Source organism: Bradyrhizobium sp. LA6.1, from assembly GCF_040547805.1.
Taxonomy (GTDB): Bacteria; Pseudomonadota; Alphaproteobacteria; order Rhizobiales; family Xanthobacteraceae; genus Bradyrhizobium; species Bradyrhizobium barranii.
The window spans coordinates 55,523-72,428 of the sequence record NZ_JBEPQK010000011.1 but is presented as its reverse complement, the minus strand read 5'-3'; the positions used below and the strand labels follow the sequence as shown (position 1 = coordinate 72,428).

At 63.8% G+C, this 16,906-nt stretch carries 15 protein-coding genes; 10 read left to right on the top strand and 5 right to left on the bottom strand.

Annotation, left to right across the window (positions count from 1 at the left end; translation table 11 throughout):
• Positions 1-200: 200 nt before the first annotated feature.
• The 3 genes from ABIB99_RS25440 (at position 201) to ABIB99_RS25430 (ending at position 2,874) form a co-directional block, all read left to right on the top strand.
• Positions 201-1,223 (top strand): FUSC family protein, encoded by a 1,023-nt coding sequence (locus ABIB99_RS25440; RefSeq protein ID WP_354177938.1) that lies wholly within the window; start codon positions 201-203, stop codon positions 1,221-1,223.
• A gap of 102 nt (positions 1,224-1,325) precedes the next feature.
• Positions 1,326-2,315, top strand: coding sequence for a Bug family tripartite tricarboxylate transporter substrate binding protein (locus tag ABIB99_RS25435; RefSeq protein ID WP_354177936.1), 990 nt, complete (start codon positions 1,326-1,328; stop codon positions 2,313-2,315).
• Positions 2,316-2,448: 133 nt separating this feature from the next.
• On the top strand, positions 2,449-2,874 hold the full coding sequence (locus ABIB99_RS25430; protein ID WP_259256575.1) for a hypothetical protein: 426 nt from the start codon (positions 2,449-2,451) through the stop codon (positions 2,872-2,874).
• A gap of 40 nt (positions 2,875-2,914) precedes the next feature.
• Here the strand turns inward: ABIB99_RS25430 and ABIB99_RS25425 are convergent, their stop codons facing one another.
• Positions 2,915-3,883, bottom strand: a complete 969-nt coding sequence (locus ABIB99_RS25425; RefSeq protein WP_014493617.1) for a helix-turn-helix domain-containing protein — start codon at positions 3,881-3,883, stop codon at positions 2,915-2,917.
• 514 nt (positions 3,884-4,397) lie between these two features.
• On the opposite strand from ABIB99_RS25425, the gene xoxF5 reads away from it, so the two are divergent.
• The 7 genes from xoxF5 to ABIB99_RS25390 all read left to right on the top strand — a co-directional run bounded on the left by xoxF5 (position 4,398) and on the right by ABIB99_RS25390 (position 12,310).
• On the top strand, positions 4,398-6,209 hold the full coding sequence (gene xoxF5 / locus ABIB99_RS25420) for a lanthanide-dependent methanol dehydrogenase XoxF5 (protein WP_063981978.1): 1,812 nt from the start codon (positions 4,398-4,400) through the stop codon (positions 6,207-6,209).
• Between the two features lie 81 nt (positions 6,210-6,290).
• Positions 6,291-6,812 (top strand): c-type cytochrome, methanol metabolism-related, encoded by a 522-nt coding sequence (locus ABIB99_RS25415; protein WP_207794581.1) that lies wholly within the window; start codon positions 6,291-6,293, stop codon positions 6,810-6,812.
• A 57-nt stretch (positions 6,813-6,869) separates the two neighbouring features.
• Positions 6,870-7,979, top strand: coding sequence for an S-(hydroxymethyl)glutathione dehydrogenase/class III alcohol dehydrogenase (locus ABIB99_RS25410; RefSeq protein WP_014493614.1), 1,110 nt, complete (start codon positions 6,870-6,872; stop codon positions 7,977-7,979).
• 33 nt (positions 7,980-8,012) lie between these two features.
• Positions 8,013-8,576 (top strand): S-(hydroxymethyl)glutathione synthase, encoded by a 564-nt coding sequence (gfa, locus tag ABIB99_RS25405; RefSeq protein ID WP_166100510.1) that lies wholly within the window; start codon positions 8,013-8,015, stop codon positions 8,574-8,576.
• A gap of 651 nt (positions 8,577-9,227) precedes the next feature.
• Complete coding sequence (locus tag ABIB99_RS25400; RefSeq protein ID WP_085405661.1) at positions 9,228-9,680, top strand: (2Fe-2S)-binding protein; 453 nt, start codon at positions 9,228-9,230, stop codon at positions 9,678-9,680.
• Position 9,681: 1 nt separating this feature from the next.
• A complete protein-coding gene (locus tag ABIB99_RS25395) occupies positions 9,682-11,994 on the top strand; it encodes a xanthine dehydrogenase family protein molybdopterin-binding subunit (protein WP_354177932.1) in 2,313 nt (770 codons plus the stop codon).
• A gap of 55 nt (positions 11,995-12,049) precedes the next feature.
• Positions 12,050-12,310, top strand: a complete 261-nt coding sequence (locus ABIB99_RS25390) for a hypothetical protein (RefSeq protein WP_028151274.1) — start codon at positions 12,050-12,052, stop codon at positions 12,308-12,310.
• Between the two features lie 222 nt (positions 12,311-12,532).
• On the opposite strand, the gene ABIB99_RS25385 is transcribed toward ABIB99_RS25390, so the two are convergent.
• The 4 genes from ABIB99_RS25385 to ABIB99_RS25370 form a co-directional block, all read right to left on the bottom strand.
• Positions 12,533-14,260, bottom strand: a complete 1,728-nt coding sequence (locus tag ABIB99_RS25385; RefSeq protein WP_085405657.1) for a methanol/ethanol family PQQ-dependent dehydrogenase — start codon at positions 14,258-14,260, stop codon at positions 12,533-12,535.
• Between the two features lie 117 nt (positions 14,261-14,377).
• Positions 14,378-15,031 (bottom strand): QcrA and Rieske domain-containing protein, encoded by a 654-nt coding sequence (locus ABIB99_RS25380; RefSeq protein WP_354177929.1) that lies wholly within the window; start codon positions 15,029-15,031, stop codon positions 14,378-14,380.
• A gap of 264 nt (positions 15,032-15,295) precedes the next feature.
• Positions 15,296-15,760, bottom strand: a complete 465-nt coding sequence (locus ABIB99_RS25375; protein WP_354177927.1) for a group III truncated hemoglobin — start codon at positions 15,758-15,760, stop codon at positions 15,296-15,298.
• 135 nt (positions 15,761-15,895) lie between these two features.
• Complete coding sequence (locus ABIB99_RS25370; RefSeq protein ID WP_071911652.1) at positions 15,896-16,807, bottom strand: 3-hydroxybutyryl-CoA dehydrogenase; 912 nt, start codon at positions 16,805-16,807, stop codon at positions 15,896-15,898.
• Positions 16,808-16,906 lie beyond the last annotated feature (99 nt).

Sequence of the window (16,906 nt, the reverse complement as noted above, 5' to 3'; positions counted from 1 at the left end):
AGCTTTAGCGTAGGCGGCAGGCGGGGCATCCAGTACGCCGCGGCCTCTCGATTCAATCGCAAGCGCCTCTGGAATACTGGATCGCCCGGTCAAGCCGGGCGATTACAGCGAGGGTGTGGTGCGACCGTCGCTCCACACGCCAAAGTGCCGACCACATTTCCGTGGTATGCATAGTGTTTCGTTCGCCCCTTTGGTGCCCCGTGAATCCCCCCACGACACCCTCCGCCACCAACCTGCGCGATCTCCTCTCCCGCGAAGTCAAGACCGCCGAACTCCTGCGCGCTCTGATCGTCGTCGGCCCGATGGTCGCCGCCTATTTCATCTCGCGCGAGACGGCGCTGCTGAACCTGGGGCTCGTCGCGGTCTCGCTGCTCATTCCGGCGCTCAGGCAGCACTTTCCGCCAAAAGTCGTCGCGTGGCACTATCTCGCCATTCTCGTCACCTTTGCCGCGCTTTTCCTTGCAGCTCCGGTCAAGCCGCTATTCGTGGTGCTGACGGCGATCGCCGGCTTCCTTGCGGTGGCGGGGACGCGCTACGGCGAACATTTCCGCACGCTCGGCAATTGGGTTTTCATCCCGGCCGTCTATCTCGCCTGCGAGGTGCGGGAGGGCGTGAGCGCCGAGGAAGCAATACGTCCTGCCGGCGTGATCATCGCCTCCTCTCCGATCGCGCTGGCGCTCGTCTGCGCTATCCAGATTTACGACCAGCGGCAGCGTGGCAATGCCGCGACCTCGTTCGGACCGCCCGCGGCCGACTGGTTTCTGCCCGCTGCGGCAACCGCCATGGCGGTCTTTGCCGCAGCCGCCCTGGTCGAGATCTTCAACCTCGCGCAGGGGCAATGGGTGATGTGGTCGGCCGCAAGCGTCGTGGTCGGCGACCTCACGGCGTCCACCGGCAAGCTGAAGCAGCGGGCGATCGGCGCCTTCGTCGGCGTGCCGCTCGGCTTTCTCCCAGGCCTTGCCCTGTCGCAAAGCCGCGTCGGCTACGCCATCGCGATTCTGGCGGCCACCCTCACCCTGATCTCGTTCTCCCGCTACATCGTCGGCTTCGGCCTGCGCTGCTTCTTCATTGCGCTCGCCGCATCCTTTGCCGGCGGCGCCAACGGCATCGCCGAGGAGCGCATCGTCAACGTGCTGATCGGCGGTACGTTCGGCCTGATTGCGGTAGCCCTGACCGAGATCGTCTGGCTGCGGGTGATGCGGAAGACCCGATCGCCCGGATGACGCACAAAATGGGCACCGCGGCGGCCTTGTCGAATGCGCCAATCTGTCTCGCCTACCACCCCAGCCTGATGCAGTAGGGTCGGCAAAAATCAGGAGGGAATCATGCCCGCAAAATTCGATCGCCGCCACTTCATCGCCGCCGGTACCAGTGCAATCGCGATGCCCTTCGTCGCGCGCGGCGCCTCGGCGCAAGGCAGTTGGCCCTCGCGGCAGATCCGCATGATTTGCAGCTATCCCGCCGGCGGACAGACCGATTTGCTCGCGCGTGCCTATGGCGAATTCATCTCCAAGCAGGTCGGCAAGACCGTCGTGGTCGAGAACAAGCCCGGCGCCTCCGGCGCGATCGGCACCGCAGAGGTCGCCCGCGCCGAGCCCGACGGCCACACCATCCTGTGCTCGATCTCGACCACCTACATCATGAACCGGGTCGTGATGAAGAATCCCGGCTACGACATGGACAAGGATCTGACGCTGGTCAGCGTCATCCCGGGCGCCGGCCTGTTGCTGGTCGCGAACCCCAAGACCGGGGTCAATACGCTGGAGGATTTCGTCGCCTTCGCGCGCAAGAGCGGCAAGGTCAACTTCGGCACCTATAGCGCGGGCTCGGCCCCGCACATGACGATCAACGAGCTCAACAAGCAGTACGGTCTCAACATCGAGCCGGTCCATTACCGCGGCGAGGCGCCGATGTGGACAGGGATGCTGGAAGGCACGCTCGATGCCGCAATGGGCAGCTACACGGCGGCGCAGTCCGTCCTGCAAAGCGATCGCGGCACTGTGTTCGCCGTGCATTCGAAGAAGGTCGACGCGATCCCCGCCATCAAGACCCTCCCGGAGCAGGACGCAACGTCGAAATTCTTCACCGTGAGCGGCTTCTCCGGCTGGGCCGTGCCGAAGGCGACGCCGCAGCCGGTGGTCGACCGCCTGGCGGCGCTCTGCGTCGCCGCCAACAGCGATCCGAAGGTGAAGGAGGTTCTCGCGACCTTCGTGCTCGAGCCGGCCATCGGCTTCAAGGAGACCAATGCCCTGTATCAGCACGAGTTGCCGATCTGGATCGAGAGCGCGCGGTCGCTCGGCCTCGAGCCGGCCTGAACCTTGCGCGGCGCACCGGGCTGTCCCATCGCAACCCGGCATCCGACCAAAGCCTAGTGTCGGAACCGCACTTTCCCGCTATGATTGTGCGCCGGTACCGCCCCCTCACCGGCGGACAAGAAAGGCCGATCGCATGACACCGGATGGCGTCGCCGTTGCCGTCATGATCATCCTGCTCTTTCCGATGGGCTATTTCACGCTGGCCTCGCCCGCCTTCCTGCTGGTGAAGCTCGATATCCAGCCCGTCGCCCAGCTCTTGCGTGGGATGTTCAACGCCCATTTTCTGGTGATGCGCGTCGCCGGCGTGATCGGGGCGCTGGCTTTCCTGCTCGACGGTCGCCTGGTCGCCGCGATGGGCGTTGGGCTGATTGCAGCCTTGGCCATCTACGGGCGCCGCTGGTTCATGCAACGGATCGACGACCAGCTCCGCGCGAGGGACGCAGGCGATGCTGAAGCCCCGCGCCGGCTGCGCCGGCTGCATTGGAGCGGCATGCTGGGCAACGCGGTGCTGCTGGTCGCTCTCGTGACCAGCATTCCCTACGTCGCCATATCGGCCTGAGAGATATCGCCGCGCGGCCTAGGTCGGCTGCGGCGCTCGCCTAATGCTCGCCCGAGGCCGCGGCGCCTTGCTGGGCCTTGTGGATCGAGGACGGCACCACGCCAAAATATTTCCGGAACACGCGGCTGAAATGCGATGAGCTGGAGAAGCCCCAGGAGAAGGCGACGTCGGTGATGGTCTTGCCGCCGTGCGCCTCGAGCTCCTGGCGGCAATTCTGCAAGCGCGCCTGCCAGATGTAGTCGCTCACCGTGGTGCCGCGCTCGGAGAACAGCATGTGCAGATAGCGCTTGGAGCAGCCGAGCTCGGCGGAGATCTGGTCGATGCACAGATCCGGATCGCGCAGGTGCTCGCGGATGAAGAATTGCGCGCGCACATACATCGCCTCGGGCCCGACGCGATCGAACATCGTGTCCGCTTCGCGCAACGGCAGCAGCAAGAGGTCGATCAGCGAATCGGCGACACCGACCGCGCTGTTCGCCGACAGCTTGGCCGCCTCGTCGAAGGTGGCATGGACGAAATCATGGGCGATCCTCCCCGTCCCGGTCTTCGCCGACAATTTGCAGGCCGGCATCCGCTGCGACGGGAATCCACGGTCACGCAGCAAGGCCTTCGGCACGATCACCACGTCGTGGCGGGTGAAGGCAGGGCTGATGATGGAATGCGGACACGAGACGTCATAGGCGATGATGTCGCCCGGGTTCAGCTCGATGTGGCGGCCTTCCTGCTCGAAATAGGATACGCCGTAGGTCTGGAAGTGGATCTTGATGTACGGGTGTTCATTGGCTTTGGCGCGCGCCAGCGTGTGCGCGATGCGATGCTGGCTGACCTCGATCTGGCAGAGCTTCAGGCGCGAGACGCTCGTGTAGTCGATGCGGCCCTCGAGCGAGGACGCCTCGAGCGGATCGACGTCGAAATGCCCACACAGGCTTGTCAGCCCGTCGATCCAGCTCTGGATCTGCCGCTTCGGCGTCAGGCCGGTCGTCGAGAGCGTGTGAATGGTGTCGGACATTAATCCAGCCGCTGGTTTCATCTGCAGATTCGACGCGAATCGCAACCAGCGCTGCCGGAGCCCTCAGCCATGATTGCGTGACGTTTACCTCGAATTTGAGCGGTCTCTTGCAACGAGCGCGATCGTTCCATTGCCACCCTTGACGGTTAATCCTCCGCCTTAGTTGCAGCGCCGTCAAGGGGAACCTGAACGTCGAAGGCGGTCGCGAAGGCGCGCGGAAGCCGCTGAATTCGCTACTGCAAAATCAAAAACTTTGCGTCCGTGCGCTGTCAAGCAAACCGGCTTCCCTCTTGGGCAAGTTTCCCGATGACGAAGTCGTTAGGGATTGCGGCAGGAACAACAAAAACGGGCCTCTCCTGCACGTGGACCCGTAGCTCTCATCCGGAGGAGGAAACAGCACAGCATCGTTTCTGGTCCCAAACGTGACCGCCCTGCACGAGCAGACGCCGGACGAGAAGCCCGGTGATTAAGCAATGCTTCGGAAACAATAAACGAGACCAACGGAGGAATGACTATGCGCAAGGTGCTAATGGCGACCTATCTTGGCTCCGCGGCGATGCTCGCCGTCGGCAGCGCGTCAGCCAATGACGAGCTGATCAAGATGTCGCAGAATCCCAAAGACTGGGTCATGCCGGCGGGCGACTACGCCAATACCCGCTATTCCAAGCTGAACCAGATCAACGCACAAAACGTAGGCAAGCTCCAGGTCGCCTGGACCTTCTCCACCGGCGTGCTGCGCGGCCACGAAGGTGGCCCGCTGATCATCGGCAACGTGATGTACGTCCACACGCCGTTCCCGAACAAGGTCTATGCTCTTGACCTTTCCAACGAGAACAAGATCATCTGGAAGTACGAGCCGAAGCAGGATCCGAACGTCATCCCGGTGATGTGCTGCGACACGGTCAACCGCGGCCTGTCTTACGGCGACGGCAAGATCATCCTGCATCAGGCTGACACCACACTGGTTGCGCTCGACGCCAAGACCGGCCAGGTCGCCTGGTCTGTGAAGAACGGCGATCCCACTAAGGGCGAGACCGGAACCTCTGCGGCGCTCGTCGTCAAGGACAAGGTCCTGGTTGGCATTTCCGGTGGCGAGTTTGGCGTCCAGGCTCACATGACGGCTTACGATCTCAAAACGGGCAAGTTGGCTTGGCGCGGTTACTCGGGAGGGCCTGATGATCAAATCTTGGTCGATGCCGAGAAGACCACCGCTCTCGGCAAGCCGGTCGGCAAGGACTCCAGCCTCAAGACCTGGCAGGGCGATCAGTGGAAGATTGGCGGCGGCGCCACCTGGGGCTGGATCTCCTTTGATCCTGAGCTGAACCTGATCTATTACGGATCAGGCAATCCCTCGACCTGGAACCCGAAGCAACGTCCAGGCGACAACAAATGGTCGATGACGATCTGGGCCCGCAATGCCGACACCGGCGTGGCCAAGTGGGTCTACCAGATGACGCCGCACGATGAGTGGGATTATGACGGCGTCAACGAAATGATCCTCTCGGATCAGTCGATCAACGGCCAACCGCGCAAGCTGCTGACCCATTTCGACCGCAACGGCCTCGCCTACACGATGGATCGTGTCACCGGCGAACTGCTGGTCGCCGAGAAATACGACCCGAAGGTGAACTGGACCTCCGGCGTCGACATGGACAAGAACTCACCGACCTATGGCCGCCCGAAGGTTCTCGACGCGGCCTCGACTGAAAAGGGCGGCGAGGATCACAACACCAAGGGCATCTGCCCGGCCGCGCTCGGTACCAAGGACGAGCAGCCGGCAGCCTACTCGCCGGACACGCAGCTGTTCTACGTTCCGACCAACCACGTCTGCATGGACTACGAGCCGTTCAAGGTGAGCTACACCGCGGGCCAGCCCTATGTGGGTGCGACGCTCTCGATGTATCCGCCGCAGGGTGAAACCCATATGGGTAATTTCATCGCCTGGGACGGCAAGACCGGCAAGATCGTCTGGTCGAACAAGGAGCAGTTCTCGGTCTGGTCGGGTGCGCTCGCAACCGCCGGCGGCGTGGTGTTCTACGGCACGCTCGAAGGCTACCTGAAGGCGGTCGACGCCAAGACCGGTAAGGAGCTCTACAAGTTCAAGACTCCCTCCGGCATCATCGGCAACGTCACCACCTATGAGAACGGCGGCAAGCAGTATGTCGCAGTGCTCTCCGGCGTGGGCGGCTGGGCCGGTATCGGTCTGGCAGCTGGTCTGACCGATCCGACCGCCGGTCTCGGCGCAGTCGGTGGCTACGCGGCTCTCAGCAACTACACGGCACTCGGCGGTACGCTGACCGTGTTCTCGCTGCCAGCGGCGAACTAGCCTCACCTTCGTGTCGCTCCGGCGCGTGGATCAACTCCACGCGCCGGCTCGTCTCCACCGAACGCCTTCGAGGATCATCTCTTGCGTAAAATCTGCTTTGTCATCGCTGCGACCATCTTCGTGACCTCGGGGGGAATTGCCGTTGCGGACGGTCCGGGCGACCCGACCGCCGTCAAGAAGGAAGACGACGGAAAGTGGCTCGATAAGGAAGGAAACCCGACCTACAAGATTTCGGCCGATGGCACCGTGGACTGGTTCACCTATTCCGGATATCGCCGCTATCACTCCGACTGCCACGTCTGCCATGGCCCCGACGGCATGGGATCCACCTACGCACCGGCGTTGAAGGATTCGGTCAAGACCATGAGCTATGGCGACTTCCTCGGCGTCGTCGCCTCCGGTCGCAAGAACATCTCGACCGCGCAGGAGAACGTCATGCCTGCCTTCGGCGACAACCCGAACGTCGCCTGCTACATGGACGATCTCTACGTCTATCTGCGCGCCCGCTCCGACGAGGCGTGGGGCCGTCAACGTCCCTCCAAGAAGGATGAGAAGAACGAGACCTACACCAAGGCGGAAGACGCCTGCATGGGCAAGAAATGAAGGTTACCAGGACCGATACCACCTCGTGGCGTCCTGCGAGAATTTGAGGAGTTTACGATGAAGACACGTGCCGCCGTTGCTTTCGAAGCCAAGAAACCACTCGAGATCGTCGAAGTCGATCTGGAAGGACCGAAGGCCGGCGAAGTCCTGGTCGAGATCAAGGCGACGGGCATCTGCCATACCGACGCCTACACGCTCGACGGCTTCGACAGCGAAGGAATCTTCCCGTCGATCCTGGGTCATGAGGGCGCCGGTATCATCCGCGAGATCGGACCGGGCGTGACCTCGGTGAAACCGGGCGACCACGTCATTCCGCTCTACACGCCGGAATGCCGGCAGTGCAAAAGCTGCCTGAGCCAGAAGACGAATCTCTGCACCGCGATCCGCGCGACGCAGGGCAAGGGCGTGATGCCCGACGGCACCAGCCGCTTCTCCTACAAGGGCAAGCCGGTCTACCACTACATGGGCTGCTCGACCTTCTCGAACTTCACCGTGCTGCCGGAGATCGCCGTCGCCAAGATCCGTGAGGACGCGCCGTTCGACAAGAGCTGCTACATCGGCTGCGGCGTCACCACCGGCGTCGGCGCCGTCGTCAACACCGCGAAGGTCACGCCGGGCTCCAACGTGGTCGTGTTCGGCCTCGGCGGCATCGGTCTCAACGTGATCCAGGGCGCCAAGATGGCCGGCGCCGACAAGATCATCGGCGTCGACATCAACGACTCCAAGGAGGATTGGGGCCGCCGGTTCGGCATGACCGAGTTCGTCAACCCCAAGAAGATCACCGGCGACATCGTCGCGCATCTGGTCAACCTGACCGACGGTGGTGCCGACTACACCTTCGATTGCACCGGCAACACCACCGTGATGCGCCAAGCGCTGGAAGCCTGCCATCGCGGCTGGGGCACCTCGATCATCATCGGCGTTGCCGAATCCGGCAAGGAGATCGCCACCCGCCCGTTCCAGCTCGTCACCGGGCGCAACTGGCGCGGCACGGCCTTCGGCGGCGCGCGCGGCCGCACCGACGTGCCCAAGATCGTCGACTGGTACATGAACGGAAAGATCCAGATCGATCCGATGATCACCCACGTGCTCAAGCTCGAGGAGATCAACAAGGGTTTTGACCTCATGCATGAGGGCAAATCCATCCGTTCAGTCGTCGTGTTCTAGTTCGAAAGCGTCACACCCAAGGAGGATCGACCCATGACTGTTGCACTCCATCCCTCGATCGATAACGGCGTCAAACAGGGCAGCGGCAACTTTGCCGGCGGCACGCTGGTCTGCAAATGCACGGACCACCCGGTCAAGGTCGCGGTGAAGGGCGACGTCGCCCACAACCACGCCTGCGGCTGCACCAAGTGCTGGAAGCCGCAAGGCGCGAACTTCTCGGTGGTCGCCGTGGTGCCGCGCCAGAACGTCAGCGTGACCGAGAACGGCGACAAGCTCCAGATCGTCGATCCCTCGGCGGTGATCCAGCGCCACGCCTGCAAGGCCTGCGGCACGCACATGTACGGCCGCATCGAGAACAAGGGCCATCCGTTCTACGGCCTCGACTTCATCCATCCCGAGCTGTTCCAGGAGCAGGGCTCGCAGGCGCCGCAATTCGCTGCCTTCGTCTCCTCCGTGATCGAATCCGGCGTGAAGCCGGAACAGATGGCAGGCATCCGCTCGCGGCTGAAGGAAATCGGGCTCGAGCCCTATGACTGCCTGTCGCCGGCGCTGATGGACGCGATCGCGACCCACGTGGCGAAAGCCAAGGCCGCCTAAACAAGGCTGCCTGACAAGGCCGCCTGAACAAGGCCGTCAGACCTTCGCCGTGCCCGTCCGCTCGCTGGCCCCGACCATCGCCAGCGAGCCGGACGGTCCGGCCCTCGACCAAATCGCTGCGATGCCGCCGCATCGCACGAGGCAGACGCGAGCGCCATGAGCTCCTCAGATGAGCTCCTCAGTCCTGGTCTCTGAATGACTGCGCAGTGCCGCCCACTTCCCCCTCGAAGTCCGCGCCGCTGCGTTCTCCCTCCCTCGACTGAGGCATCCTGCTTCGTCCGCGCAGTCTCTGCCGGACGAAGCTTTTTTCGTCGTGCACATTTCGCAGGCGCAGGGGCGTGATGCCGCGCCCTGCTTTTGACAAACCTTCGTTGCAACTTTTCCCTTCAACAACACCCGGCTGTGAACGCCGGGCCGGCGCGGTCTCTGCTACGATCGCGTCGTCACGATGCCGCGCGAATTCAATCAATCAAGAATAAGACGGGAGGTATCGAGCACATCCGGACATCACGATTCGCATTCCTGCTTGCTGCCGGGATCTGCCCGCGCAGGAGAACAAGCCGGGATGCGGCGACACGACGAAACGGGCAGTGCGCCGACCTGTGTCGGCAATGTTGAAATCGACATGCTTATGAAGAGCGAGGGACCATCATGATCAAGGTGAAGATCAACGGCCAGGAACAGAGCTGGGACGGCGACCCGGATCTCCCGCTACTCTGGTTCCTGCGTGACGAGGCCGGCCTGACCGGCACCAAGTTCGGCTGCGGCCAGGCCCTGTGCGGCGCCTGCACCGTCATCGTCGACAAGGAGGCCGTGCGCGCCTGCATCACGTCGATCAACGACGTCGCCGGGCGCGAGGTGACCACCATCGAAGGGCTGCATCCGAACGGCGACCACCCGGTCCAGAAGGCCTGGCGCCAGGTCAACGTGCCCCAATGCGGCTTCTGCCAGGCTGGCCAGATCATGCAGGCCGCCGCGCTGCTGATGGAGAATCCCAAGCCGTCACACGACCAGATCCGCGAAGCGATGGCCGGCAACATCTGCCGCTGCGGCTGCTACCAGCGCATCGAGAACGCAGTTCATCTCGCATCGACGGGAGTGTGACATGAATTTCATCGACAACCCAACGAAGCTCCGTGGCTTCGAGAAGAACCTCAAGGTCGAGAAGGTCTCGCGCCGCAGCATCCTGAAGGGGCTCGGCATCACCGGCGGCTTCGTGCTCGCCGCACCCGTGATGTCGCGCCAGGCGTTTGCCTATGAGACCGGCGCCGGCAAGATGCCGCACGGCGTCGTGGTCGATCCGCGCGTCTTCGTTGCCGTTGCGCCCGACGGCACCGTCACCATCCTCGCCCATCGTGCCGAAATGGGCACCGGCGTGCGCACCAGCCTGCCGCTGATCGTCGCCGAAGAGATGGAAGCCGACTGGTCCAGGGTGAAGGTGCAGCAGGCCCATGGCGACGAGGTCAAGTTCGGCAACCAGGACACCGACGGCTCCCGCAGCACGCGGCATTATCTGATCCCGATGCGCCAGATCGGCGCCTCCGCCCGCACCATGCTGGAGCAGGCCGCAGCCAAGCGCTGGGGCGTGCCGGCGACCGAGGTCAAGGCCGTCAACCACGAGGTCGTCCACAGTGCAAGCGGCCGCAAGCTCGGCTTCGGCGAACTCGCCGCGGACGCAGCCAAGGAATCGGTGCCGAGCATCGAAGGCCTCAAGCTGAAGGACCCCAAGGACTTCCGTTATCTCGGCAAGGGCCAGATCAGCATCGTCGATCTCCACGACATCACCACCGGCAAGGCGCGCTACGGCGCGGACGTGCGACTACCAGGCATGAAATATGCTGTCATCGCACGCCCGCCGGTGACCGGCGGCAAGCTGGTCTCGTTCGATCCGGACGCGGCGCTGAAGGTCCCCGGCGTCGAGAAGGTAATGCAGGTGCGCGGCTGGCCGTGGCCGTCGAAATTCCAGCCGCTCGGCGGCGTCGCGGTGATCGCGCGCAACACCGGCGCGGCGATCAAGGGCCGCGACGCGCTGAAGCTGACCTGGGACGACGGCGCCAACGGCAAATACGACTCCGTCGCCTATCGCAAGGAGCTCGAGGAAGCCTCGCGCAAGCCGGGCCTCGTCGTACGCCAGGAGGGTGACGCAGACGCTGCGCTGAAGGCCGCCGACAAGGTCGTCGTCGGCGAATACTATCTGCCGCACCTCGCCCATGTCAGCATGGAGCCGCCGGTGGCGGTCGCCGACGTCAAGGGTGACAAGGCGGAGATCTGGGCGCCGGTGCAGAGTCCTGGCGGCACCCGCGAGGACGTCGCCAAGACGCTCGGCATTCCCGAGGACAACGTCACGGTAAACGTCACGCTTCTTGGCGGCGGTTTCGGCCGCAAGTCGAAATGCGACTTCGCGCTCGAGGCCGCACTGCTGTCGAAGGAGCTCGGCGCGCCGGTGAAGGTGCAATGGACGCGCGAGGACGACGTCCGTCACGACTTCCTGCACACCGTCTCGGTTGAGCGGATCGAGGCGGGACTCGACAAGAACGGCAAGGTGATCGCCTGGCGCCACCGCAGCGTGGCCCCGAGCATCGCCTCGACCTTCGCCGCGGGTGCAAACCACCAGGCGCCCTTCGAGCTCGGCATGGGCCTCGTCGACATGCCGTTCGAGATCGCCAACATCTCCTGCGAGAACCCGGAAGCCGCGGCGTTCACCCGCATCGGCTGGTTCCGTTCGGTCTCGAACATCCCGCGGGCCTTTGCAGTGCAATCGATGGTCGGCGAGATCGCGCAGGCGACCGGGCGCGACCAGAAGGAGACGCTGCTCGCGCTGATCGGCAGTCCCCGCATCGTCAAGCCGGCGGTGAAGGACATGTGGAACTACGGCGAGCCCTATGACAGCTACCCGATCGACACCGCGCGCCTGCGCAAGGTGGTCGAACTGGTCGCCGAGAAGGGCGAATGGGGCCGTCAGGTGCCGAGAGGCCACGGCCTCGGCATTGCTGTGCACCGCAGCTTCGTCAGCTACATCGCGACCATCGTCGAGGTGGCCGTCGACGAGAAGGGCAAGCTGACGGTGCCGCGGGTCGACACCGCGATCGACTGCGGCACCTATGTCAATCCCGAGCGCATCGCCTCGCAGATGGAGGGCGCGGCGATCATGGGGCTGAGCGTCGCCAAATACGGCGCGATCACCTTCAAGGACGGCAAGGTGGAGCAGAAGAACTTCGACGACTTCCAGGTCCTCAGGATGGATGAATCTCCTCTTGTAACCAACGTCTACATCGTCCCGCCCGGACCCGAAACGCCGCCGAGCGGCGTCGGCGAGCCCGGTGTTCCGCCGTTCGCACCCGCGCTGATGAACGCGATCTTCGCCGCGACCGGAAAGCGTATCCGCAGCCTTCCGCTCGGCAAGCAATTGGAGGCCTAAAGCGGAACATTGAGCGGCCTCGCGCCGTTTCCATCGATCTGACAGGAGCAGATCGATGACCAACATCTCGAAGGCGCTCGCAGTCTCGTTGCTGTCGGGCGCCTTTTTCATGACGACCACGGCTGCGTTCGCTCAAAGCAACACCACCCCGCCGACCACCGCCACGCGCCCCACCGCGCCGGAGCAGAACTCGCTTCCCAACGCCGGCGCCCCGCCGCCTTCGACCACGCAGACCACCGGGCAGACCAGCTCCGATCCGAAGGTTCAGGAGATGAACCAGAAGGAAAAGGACAAGGTTGATCGGCAGGGGAAGTAGCGGTCCAACGCCTGCGCCCACAAACCGCCGCTCGCCGTCATGGCCGGGCTTGTCCCGGCCATCCACGACCTCTGCCGCGGCACGAAGAACGTGGATGCCCGGGACAAGCCCGGGCATGACGAGTTCGTGGCGCGAGCACCGCACACGCAAAATGCGGCGGATGTTGCCATCCGCCGCATTGCCCCCCTCACCGCTCCGCTTCTTGCGATCCGCCCGCGGAGCTTATTTCTTCAGCGCGAACACCCAGATGACGCCGCCCTGCGGCACATTGGCTTCGATGCCGATATTGTTGGTCGCGAGCGCATCCTGGATGCGTTGCGCGTCCACGCCCCACCCCGACTGGATCGAGATGTATTGCGTGCCGTCGATCTCATAGGACACCGGCATGCCCATGATGCCGGAGTTGGTCTTCTGCTCCCACAAGAGTTCGCCGGTCTTGGCGTGGAAGGCGCGGAAGTTGCGGTCGTTGGTGCCGCCGACGAAGACGAGATCGCCTGCGGTTGCCGTCACCGAGCCGAACAACTGCGACTTCGGGAAATTGTGCTGCCACACCTTCTTGCCGGTGACGGGATCCCAGGCCTGGAGTTCGCCGAAATGATCGGCGCCGGGCTTCGTCGTCAGGCCGATGTCCTCCGGCTTGGTGCCGAGCCAGAGTTCGCCCGCCTTGAGCGGAACCTTCTCTCCGGTGAAGCCGCCGCAGAAATTCTCGTTGGCGGGCACGTAGACGAGGCCGGTCCTCTGGCTGTAGGCCGCCGACGGCCAGTCCTTGCCACCCCACAGCGACGGACAGAACTCGACCCGCTTGCCGATGACCGGCTTGTGCGCAGGATCGACGATCGGCTTGCCGCTCTCGGCATCGATGCCCTTCCAGACATCGGTCGCGACGAAGGGCCAGCCTGCGACGTAGTTGATCTTGGTCGGGGTGCGCTCGAGCACCCAGAAGATCGCGTCGCGGCCCGGATGGATCAGGCTCTTGATGGTGCGACCGTCGCGTTGCAGGTCGACCAGGATCGGTGCTTCGACCTCGTCCCAGTCCCAGGAATCGTTCTGGTGGTACTGGTGGTAGGTCTTGATCTTCCCATTGCTGGGATCGAGCGCGAGCACCGAGGAGGTGTAGAGATTGTCGCCGGGATGCGTCTCGCCAGGCCATGGCGCGGCGTTACCGACGCCCCAGTAGATCGTCTTGGTGTCCTTGTCGTAATTGCCGGTCATCCAGGCGGAGCCACCGCCGGTCTTCCAGTCGTCGCCCTGCCAGGTATCGTGACCGGGCTCGCCCTCGCCGGGGATGGTGAAGGTGCGCCACAACTCCTTGCCGTCCTTGGCATCGTATGCGGCGACGTAACCGCGCACGCCGAGTTCACCGCCGGAGCCTCCGACGATGACCTTGCCCTCGACGACCAGCGGCATCAGGGTCATGTACTGGCCCTTCTTGTAGTCCTGCACCTTGGTGTCCCACACCACCTTGCCGGTCTTGGCGTCGAGCGCGACGACATGGTCGTCGGTGGTGGCGAGATAAAGCTTGTCCTCCCAGAGACCGACGCCGCGGTTGGTCGGATGCAGCTGAAAGAGGTCGTCGGGAAGCTGCCGCTTGTAGCGCCAATATTCGTCGCCAGTCTTCGCGTTCAGCGCGATCACCTGCCCCATCGGGGTCGTTACGAACATCACGCCATTGTTGACGATCGGCGGCGCCTCGTGGCCTTCGACCACGCCGGTGGCAAAGGTCCAGACCGGTGTGAGATTCTTGACGTTCGAGGTGTTGATCTGGTCGAGCGGGCTGTAGCCCTGTCCGTCATAGGTGCGCCGATAGAGCATCCAGTTGCCGGGTTCCGGATTTTCCAGCCGCTGCTGGGTGACCGGCGCGTAGTTCTCGATCGGGCCGGCGACGGCGACGGTCGAGACAAGGCACGTGAAGGCGACGAAGCCGGACAGTAACCATTGCTTCCTGGTCATGAACGTTCCCCTTTTTCATCCGTTTGAATTCTTGTTTTGAATTCTTGTCGTTCGTCCCGTCGTCCGCCCATCGGCGGATGCGGCCTCTCGTGACGCGGGCACAACCCGCACCGTCCGTCATCCTGGCTGCACGCCACCTACCTTTCCGATGAAATTGTCGGCGACGCTGAGCGAACCGTCAGCGAGCGCGAGCGGCAGCGCGGCAAGCCGCCGCGGCGCCGGACCGAACACGACCTGCGCGCCCTCGCGGGGATCGTATTCGGAGTTGTGACACATGCACTTGAACACGTCCTTGTCGCCGACATCGCTCTTGACCCAGGCGGTGACGGGACAGCCGGCATGCGAGCAGATCGCCGAATAGGCCAGGATGCCGTCGACGGCACGCGCGCGGGTCTTCTCGTCGAGCTCGGCGGGATCGAGTCTGATGATCAGGATTTCGTTGAGGCGCGAGGCGCTGCGCACCACCGATGTGTTGGGATCCTTCGGCCACGCATGGACCGGCGGTCCACCGGCCGGGAGATCGGCCGCGGTGATGAGCTTTCCCTCCTGGCCGCCTTCGGAGAAGACGAGCAGATCACCCTTCTGCGGACGTTCGTCGGAGCCTGGCGGATCCTCGCCCGCGCGCGCCTGCGTGAAACAACCAAGGCAGGCGGTCGTGGCGAGCGCGCCAAGCAGCAGCGTTCGCCGCGTCTGTTCTGTACCCGCGTCGACTTCAGACTCCGCGGTGCTCTCGGACGATGAGGGGGTGGTGTTGAACGATGCGCGCGACATGCACGCTAGCAGGCGCTGGAACTCTGCCGAAAAAAAGGCGGAGAATTGGCGCCGCAGCGCATCAATATGTCTTTGCTCGCTTTGGTTGAACGCAAATGAATGCGTTCCAGCGCATATTTGCAATTGCAACGTCGCGTCGCGCGATCGGCATGATGATTTTGCAGATCAGACCGATGATGCGGGAATTGGTGCAACGCGTTATTGGCCGCGCAGCACAACCTCGAAGCGACACAACTGCACGTTTTACAGGCAGATTTGCTGTCGTCAGGACCGGAGCACGTGACGCGGCGCAGCGATCCGGCCGGCGATGGTCGCCGACGCCATCTCAAAACTGTCGGCGATGCGACGCGCCTTGTCGATGAAGAGCGCGGCCGCCGGCGGCGGACAGACCTCGCGCGCGGTCTGCTCGAACAGATCGAGCCAGCGGTCGAAATGATCGCCGACCAGGCTGAGCGGCACATGCGCCCGCATCGGCGAACCATGATAGCGGCCGCTCATCAGCACGACCGACGACCAGAAATCCTTGAGTTTGGTGAGATGCTCGTCCCAATTCTGCACGATCGCAAAGACCGGCCCCAGCAGCGCATCCTCGCGCACGCGTCCGTAGAAGCGGGTGACGAGCTCCCCGATCATCTCCTCGGTGATCCCGGTGCGCTCGATCGCATCCTGGGTCAGCAGGTTCCGCCGCGCGGCCGCCGCCTCGCGCTCGGCCTTCAGTCGATCCGACATGTCCTTCGTTATCCGTTCATTTGTTCCCGCAGGCCGCCCGTTCGACATTGTCGGGCCAATTGCGCGCGGCGTCTTTGTCACAGCGCAAATTGCGGGGATCGGGCGGCGGATGCCGGGCACCCGCCGCCGGCGCCATCAGGCACCGTAAGTGTAGAAGCCCTGGCCGGTCTTGCGGCCGAGATGGCCGGCATCGACCATTTCCTTGAGCAAGGGGGCCGGACGATATTTGGGGTCGTTGAAGCCCTTATAGAAGACCTCCATCACCGAGAGCATGGTGTCGAGCCCGACGAGATCGGCCAGCGCCAGCGGCCCGATCGGATGGTTGCAGCCGAGCTTCATGCCGGCATCGATCTCCTCAGCGGTTGCGATCCCTTCCTGGAGCGCAAAGATCGCCTCGTTGATCATCGGGCACAGGATGCGGTTGACGGCGAAGCCGGGGCTGTTCTTGGCCGTGATCGCCACCTTGCCGACCCGCTTGGCGAAATCCAGCGCCTTGGCGTGGGTGTCGTCGGAGGTCTGCAGGCCGCGGATGAGTTCCAGCAGCGCCATCACCGGCACCGGGTTGAAGAAGTGCATGCCGATGAAGCGATCGGGACGATCGGTTGCGGCGGCAAGCTTCGTGATCGAGATCGAGGAGGTGTTGGTCGCGAGCAGCGTGCGCGGCGACAGCGTGGCGCAGAGGTCCTTCAGGATCTTGACCTTGAGCTCCTCGTTCTCGGTCGCGGCCTCGATGACGAGGTCGCAATCGGCGAGCTTCGCGCGGTCGGTGGTGCCGGTGATGCGCTTGAGAGCAGCGTCGCGATCGGCCGCCGACATCTTCTCCTTCTTGACCAGACGCTCGAGGCTGCCGCCGACGGTCGACAGCCCGCGGTTCACCGCCGCATCGGAGATGTCGACCATCACGACCGAGAGCCCGGCCGCGGCACAAATCTGCGCGATGCCGTTCCCCATGGTCCCTGCCCCGATGATGCCAACGGTGTTGATCATTGCCTCGTATCCTTCATCCTTGCGGGCGTGCCAGACGGCCCGGCCCCATTGTTCCTGCATCAGGGTCTAGCACCGCCGCCGGGCGGGTGCGACCTGATCCTGCCCCCCTCCTTAAAGCATCCCGGGCGGGAATAAAGCCGCTCTTCCGCCGCGGAGAGG

Coding starts and splice junctions, on each gene's coding strand:
- ABIB99_RS25435 (WP_354177936.1), top strand. CDS start 1,326: ATGCCCGCAAAATTCGATCGCCGCCACTTCATCGCCGCCGGTACCAGT.
- ABIB99_RS25430 (WP_259256575.1), top strand. CDS start 2,449: ATGACACCGGATGGCGTCGCCGTTGCCGTCATGATCATCCTGCTCTTT.
- ABIB99_RS25425 (WP_014493617.1), bottom strand. CDS start 3,883: ATGTCCGACACCATTCACACGCTCTCGACGACCGGCCTGACGCCGAAG.
- xoxF5 (WP_063981978.1), top strand. CDS start 4,398: ATGCGCAAGGTGCTAATGGCGACCTATCTTGGCTCCGCGGCGATGCTC.
- ABIB99_RS25410 (WP_014493614.1), top strand. CDS start 6,870: ATGAAGACACGTGCCGCCGTTGCTTTCGAAGCCAAGAAACCACTCGAG.
- gfa (WP_166100510.1), top strand. CDS start 8,013: ATGACTGTTGCACTCCATCCCTCGATCGATAACGGCGTCAAACAGGGC.
- ABIB99_RS25400 (WP_085405661.1), top strand. CDS start 9,228: ATGATCAAGGTGAAGATCAACGGCCAGGAACAGAGCTGGGACGGCGAC.
- ABIB99_RS25395 (WP_354177932.1), top strand. CDS start 9,682: ATGAATTTCATCGACAACCCAACGAAGCTCCGTGGCTTCGAGAAGAAC.
- ABIB99_RS25390 (WP_028151274.1), top strand. CDS start 12,050: ATGACCAACATCTCGAAGGCGCTCGCAGTCTCGTTGCTGTCGGGCGCC.
- ABIB99_RS25385 (WP_085405657.1), bottom strand. CDS start 14,260: ATGACCAGGAAGCAATGGTTACTGTCCGGCTTCGTCGCCTTCACGTGC.
- ABIB99_RS25380 (WP_354177929.1), bottom strand. CDS start 15,031: ATGTCGCGCGCATCGTTCAACACCACCCCCTCATCGTCCGAGAGCACC.
- ABIB99_RS25375 (WP_354177927.1), bottom strand. CDS start 15,760: ATGTCGGATCGACTGAAGGCCGAGCGCGAGGCGGCGGCCGCGCGGCGG.
- ABIB99_RS25370 (WP_071911652.1), bottom strand. CDS start 16,807: ATGCAGGAACAATGGGGCCGGGCCGTCTGGCACGCCCGCAAGGATGAA.